A 5288-nucleotide genomic window follows, 5' to 3' on the forward strand; every position below is an offset into this window, starting at 1 on the left:
GGGGAAGATAACCGTCTTCCCCTTAACAATCCCCGCGGTCCCGCACGGAAATCGGTGCTGCGCACTGCGCTCACCTCCCGGCCTGCAGCCTGCGGTCGGCTCAACTCGACCTGCTCGCCCGTTCCGGGGCTCGCTCCTGTCTCGATTCGCCTCTTGCCGCCATCCCTGGCGGCCAGCCCTTGTCTTCCGGCCTCCGGTTCGCCGATTTCAGCGGGCAGCCAGGGCCCCGCTGCATGCTCTTTCACCACCTGACGTCCATCATTGCGGAAGGCAATAGCAGGTGCCGGCCGTTCCTGATTCAAACCGCCAGACCTATCTTACCCTTGCGCCGGGACAGCATGTTCTGCCAGGCTTCCGGTGAACGGAACTTCCTCTCAGCTGACCAGGGGATCGCTCCGCAGCGCTCTCCATTCCCCGCTCGCTGGCCGCGATCTCCTGGCAGCGAGGCCACATGTTCTGCCAGGCGCCTGGTGAACGGAACCCCTCCCTGCTGGCCCGCATAAAAGCTGCTCCTCACCCGTCGGGGCGGGGAGCGCTCCGCAGCGATCTACATCCCCGGCGCGCTGGCGGCGGTCTCCTGACGCCGTTTGAGCAGCGCTGCCAGCCGCTCGCCGGTCATCACGCTCAGCGCCGCGGTAGGACAAACCGCCACGCAGGCAGGACCGCCCTCGCGGCTCGCGCACAGATCGCATTTGATAATCAGCGGCGGATGCGCGGCGACGACCTCCACGGTAATGGCCCCAAAGGGGCAGGCTACCGCGCAGCTCTGGCAGCCGATGCAGCGCGACGCATCGGCCTCAACCCGATCCTCTCCCATGCTCAGCGCCACCACCGGGCAGGCCGCCACGCAGGGGGCGTTCTCGCACTGATGGCACATTACCGGTACGCTGAGGCTATCGAGACGCTGGACCTTCAGACGCGGCTGAAACATGGCCGCGGATGCGGAATGCTCCAGCGCGCAGGCGACCTCGCAGGTCCGACAGCCGATGCAGGCCTCCGCGCTGGCGATAATAAAACGGGTCATAGGCTCTCCTTTCGCTTAAACAGGTCGAGCATCTCTTCCGCCGCCCGACGCCCGGCGGCCATTGCGGTCACCACCAGATCGGCACCGTGTACCGCGTCGCCGCCAGCAAAAACTTTATCATTGTGGGTCTGCGTGCTGGCACGGCCCTCGCCGCCCGTGCAGATTTGCCCCCAGCGGTCGAGGTCGATCCCGTGACCGCGCAGCCAGGGCATATCGTGCGCCTGGAAGCCAAACGCCATCACCAGCACGTCGGCCGCCAGCTCAAACCCGGAACCGGCCACCGGCCGCGGGCGACGTCGCCCGTCCGGCCCCGGCTCGCCCATTTCGGTACGGATCATGCTCACCGCGCGCACCGCCCCTTTACGGCCGCGGAGGATCCGCTGCGGCTGGACGTTAAACTGAAACGCCACGCCCTCTTCCCTGGCGTTGACCACCTCTTTTTTCGAACCCGGCATGCTCTGCTCATCGCGGCGGTAGGCGCAGGTCACGCTCGCCGCGCCGCGTCGAACGGCGGTGCGCAGACAGTCCATCGCCGTATCGCCGCCACCGAGCACCACAACGTGTTTACCCTCGATATCGGTGAGCGGATACTCCCCCGACGCCTCCAGCCCCATGACTTCGCGGGTGCTGGCAATCAAAAACGGTAGCGCCTGAATCACCCCCGGGGCATCTTCCCCCTCCAGGCCGGCGGCCATCAGGCCGTAGGTGCCGACGCCGAGGAACAGCGCATCGTAGTCGGCCAGCAGATCGGCGAACGCCACGTCGCGCCCCACCTCGTGGTTAAGATGGAACTGAATGCCCATGGCGCTGAAAATCTCTCTTCTGACCGCCAGCAGGCCCTTATCCAGCTTAAACGGCGGAATACCGAAGGTCAGCAGCCCGCCGATTTCCGGATGCCTGTCGTAAACGTCAACCTTTACCCCCGCGCGCGTCAGGATATCGGCGCAGCCCAGGCCCGCCGGCCCGGCGCCAATCACCGCCACCCGCTCCTCACGGGGGCTGACGTCCCCTGCCTGCGGCCGCCAGCCCATCGCCAGCGCGCTGTCGGTAATATAGCGCTCGAGATTGCCGATGGTGACCGCCCCGCCCTGCGCCTTCATGGTACAGGCCCCTTCGCACAGCCGGTCCTGCGGGCAGACCCGGCCGCAGATTTCCGGCAATGAGCTGCTTTGATGGCACAGCTCCGCGGCCTCGATAATCTTTCCTTCATTCACCAGGCGAATAAAATCCGGGATGTGGTTATGCAGCGGACAGGTCCAGTTGCACCACGCTTTCTGCGCGCAGTAGAGGCAGCGTTCGCTCTCATATTCCGCCTCACCGGCGCCGAGTGGGTGATAGATCTCCGCGAAATGCGCCTTGCGCTCCTCGGCGGCGATCTTTTGCCCCCCCACGCGCGGCGGCTTACGCAAGAAGGCCGAACGCCGGTCGTCGCCCCGCATCCGCACCGGCTGACCCTGAGCGGCACGGGCCTGCCTTTCACGACGCAGCTGGTTTAGCCCGGATTCGTCCATCAGCCGCAGCGCCTCGGTGGGGCAGCTGCTGACGCAGGCCTGCAGGCCCGACGGAAGCTGCTGACAAAGATCGCATTTCTGCGCCAGCTGCGGCGCATCCTCGCCGGCGGCCACCATCTCGATCGCGCCAAAGGGACAGGCAACGGCGCAGTTTTTACAGCCGATACACTCCGCCGGCTTAAGCTGGATGCTGTCGTTGGAGAAACAGAGCGCCTGGGTCGGGCAGGAGGCAACGCAGGGCGCATCGTTGCAGTGACGGCAGGTGGTCACTCGGCTGACGCCGCGGTGAGAAACCAGGTGGATACGCGGAAGAAAATCATGCCGCCGCTGCGGCCAGCAGTCCTCGCTGTGGGCGACAGCGCAGGCCACTTCGCAGGCGTGGCAGCCGATGCAGCTCGCAGCGTCGGCAACAATAAATCGGTTCATTGGCTTCCCTTGTTATTATTCCGAAATTGACAAGGGGTCGCGATGCAATAATCAGGCGATTTTTACATTCTCAATCGTGGCGAACTTATTTTTGCGAGCAGCCTCAAAAAAATACCGCCTTCACCCGGCATAAATATCAGGGAGACGCGCTGCAGAATCATATTGTGAGTCAGAATGATTATATCCCTCTCATTATGAGACGCTATTTTCTCCGCGGCGTTTTTCCGCCCACCGCTTGCCGCCGTTACCGCCTCTTTCTGTGATAGTCGACTCATTTCAACAGTATTTTTCCGCCAGGAATAAAAACTGGCACTGCCTAAGCATAAGTAATAGCGAGCTTTGCACTCTCTCTATTCACCCCCTCCCGGTTGGCTCCTAAGCCCACCGTTGGATATTAAGGAGAAATACATTATGAGCGCCATTGATTCTCAACCACCATCGGTCACTGGTAGCCCCCACACAATTGATGAGGTGGATCGCGTCTTATCCCCGGGGAAGCTGGTCGTTCTTGGTTTGCAGCACGTTCTGGTGATGTATGCTGGCGCAGTCGCCGTCCCTTTAATGATTGGAGACCGGCTGGGGCTAAGCAAGGAAACGGTCGCACTGCTGATCAGCTCCGATCTGTTTTGCTGCGGCGTCGTTACCCTGCTGCAGTGTATCGGCGTCGGACGTTTTATGGGCATTCGCCTGCCGGTTATTATGTCGGTGACCTTCGCCGCCGTGACGCCGATGCTGGCCATCGGCATGAATCCCGATATCGGACTGATGGGTATTTTCGGCGCGACGATTGCGGCCGGGATAATAACCACCCTGCTGGCGCCGCTGATCGGCCGATTGATGCCGCTTTTTCCCCCGCTGGTCACCGGCGTCGTCATCACGTCCATCGGTCTGAGCATTATGCAGGTGGGGATCGACTGGGCGGCCGGAGGGAAAGGTAATCCGGAATACGGCAGCCCCATCTATCTGGGGATTTCGTTTGCCGTACTGCTGTTTATTCTGCTGATCACCCGCTTTGCCAAAGGCTTTATGTCTAACGTCGCCGTGCTGTTAGGTATCGTTTTCGGCTTCGGCCTGTCGATGATGATGAATGAGGTTAACCTCAACGGCCTGCACGACGCCCACTGGTTTGCCGTGGTCACTCCGCTGGCCTTAGGTACGCCCGTCTTCGATCCGATATCAATCATCACGATGACCGCCGTCATGATCATCGTGTTCATTGAATCAATGGGGATGTTTCTGGCGCTTGGCGAAATTGTCGGTCGTAAGCTGACGCCGCAGGATATCATTCGCGGCCTGCGCGTTGACGGCATCGGTACCCTATTCGGCGGGCTGTTTAATAGCTTTCCGCACACCTCCTTCTCGCAGAACGTGGGCCTGGTCAGCGTCACCGGCGTTCATAGCCGCTGGGTCTGCGTCGCATCTGGCGCCATTCTGATTATCTTTGGCATGGTGCCCAAGATGGCGGTGCTGGTGGCCTCTATCCCGCAGTTCGTGCTGGGCGGCGCGGGGCTGGTGATGTTCGGCATGGTGCTGGCAACGGGGATACGTATCCTCGCCCGCATCAACTACTCCACCAATCGCTACAACCTCTATATCGTCGCCATCAGCCTTGGCGTCGGCCTGACGCCAACGCTATCAACGCAGTTTTTCTCTAAATTCCCCGAGGTACTGCAGCCGCTGCTGCACAGCGGGATCATGCTGGCTACGTTTAGCGCCGTCACCCTAAACCTGTTTTTCAACGGCTACAACAAGCACACCGGGCTGGTGCCGGAAGCCCAGGGGACGCATCGCGCGCCGCGCACGGTGCGCATGTGGTTATTAATGCGCAAGGTTAAAAAGCAGCAGCATGAGGAGTAGCGCTGGGCGGTGCGGTATCGGGGTGGCCCGCTGCCGCGTTTCATTTTGCAAATAAGCACAATAGCTTCCGGAGAAAGCACCATGCTACTTCGCCTGACCCTCGCCGCGACCCTACTGCTGATGTTGAGCTTTCCGGCTGTACGAGCGGCTGTCGATCTCGGTATCAGCAGCCGGTTTGGTTTTTTTTTGCTTTTTTAATCGCGACCTCGCTGCCGCATGATTAAAAGGAGTCCCGTCACAATGAAAATGGTAACAACCGTGTGCCCCTACTGCGCGGCCGGCTGCAAGATAAGGCTGGTGACCGAAGAGGGGCAGATTATCCGCGCCGAGCCGGCGATGGGTAAAAATAACCAGGGAACCCTGTGCCTGAAGGGCTACTACGGCTGGGACTTTATTCACGATACCCAGATCCTCACCCCGCGCCTGAAAACCCCGATGATCCGCCGCCAGCGCGCCGGCAGGCTGGGGTC

3 protein-coding genes and 1 pseudogene are annotated in these 5288 nt (G+C 61.3%); 2 read left to right on the top strand and 2 right to left on the bottom strand.

The window, feature by feature from the left end; all coding sequences use genetic code 11:
- Positions 1 to 547 precede the first annotated feature (547 nt).
- Entirely contained in the window at positions 548 to 1024 is a 477-nt protein-coding gene (locus PFH44_RS24745) for a 4Fe-4S dicluster domain-containing protein (RefSeq protein WP_283826464.1), read from the bottom strand.
- On the bottom strand, positions 1021 to 2961 hold the full coding sequence (ygfT, locus tag PFH44_RS24750; protein WP_283826465.1) for a formate-dependent uric acid utilization protein YgfT: 1941 nt from the start codon (positions 2959 to 2961) through the stop codon (positions 1021 to 1023). Before ygfT ends, PFH44_RS24745 begins: the two co-directional genes overlap by 4 nt.
- Positions 2962 to 3372: 411 nt before the next feature.
- Between ygfT and PFH44_RS24755 the strand changes: the two genes are divergently transcribed.
- A complete protein-coding gene (locus PFH44_RS24755; RefSeq protein WP_052698750.1) occupies positions 3373 to 4818 on the top strand; it encodes a nucleobase:cation symporter-2 family protein in 1446 nt (481 codons plus the stop codon).
- Between the two features lie 240 nt (positions 4819 to 5058).
- Positions 5059 to 5288, top strand: a pseudogene (locus PFH44_RS24760) (formate dehydrogenase subunit alpha); the annotation flags it as partial.

Origin of the sequence: Klebsiella sp. Ech2A, assembly GCF_030078455.1 — a bacterium.
GTDB classification, from domain to species: Bacteria; Pseudomonadota; Gammaproteobacteria; order Enterobacterales; family Enterobacteriaceae; genus Klebsiella; species Klebsiella terrigena.

What these genes read in the sequence shown, in the direction of transcription:
- PFH44_RS24745 (WP_283826464.1), bottom strand. Translation starts at nt 1,024, where the DNA reads ATGACCCGTTTTATTATCGCCAGCGCGGAGGCCTGCATCGGCTGTCGG.
- ygfT (WP_283826465.1), bottom strand. Translation starts at nt 2,961, where the DNA reads ATGAACCGATTTATTGTTGCCGACGCTGCGAGCTGCATCGGCTGCCAC.
- PFH44_RS24755 (WP_052698750.1), top strand. Translation starts at nt 3,373, where the DNA reads ATGAGCGCCATTGATTCTCAACCACCATCGGTCACTGGTAGCCCCCAC.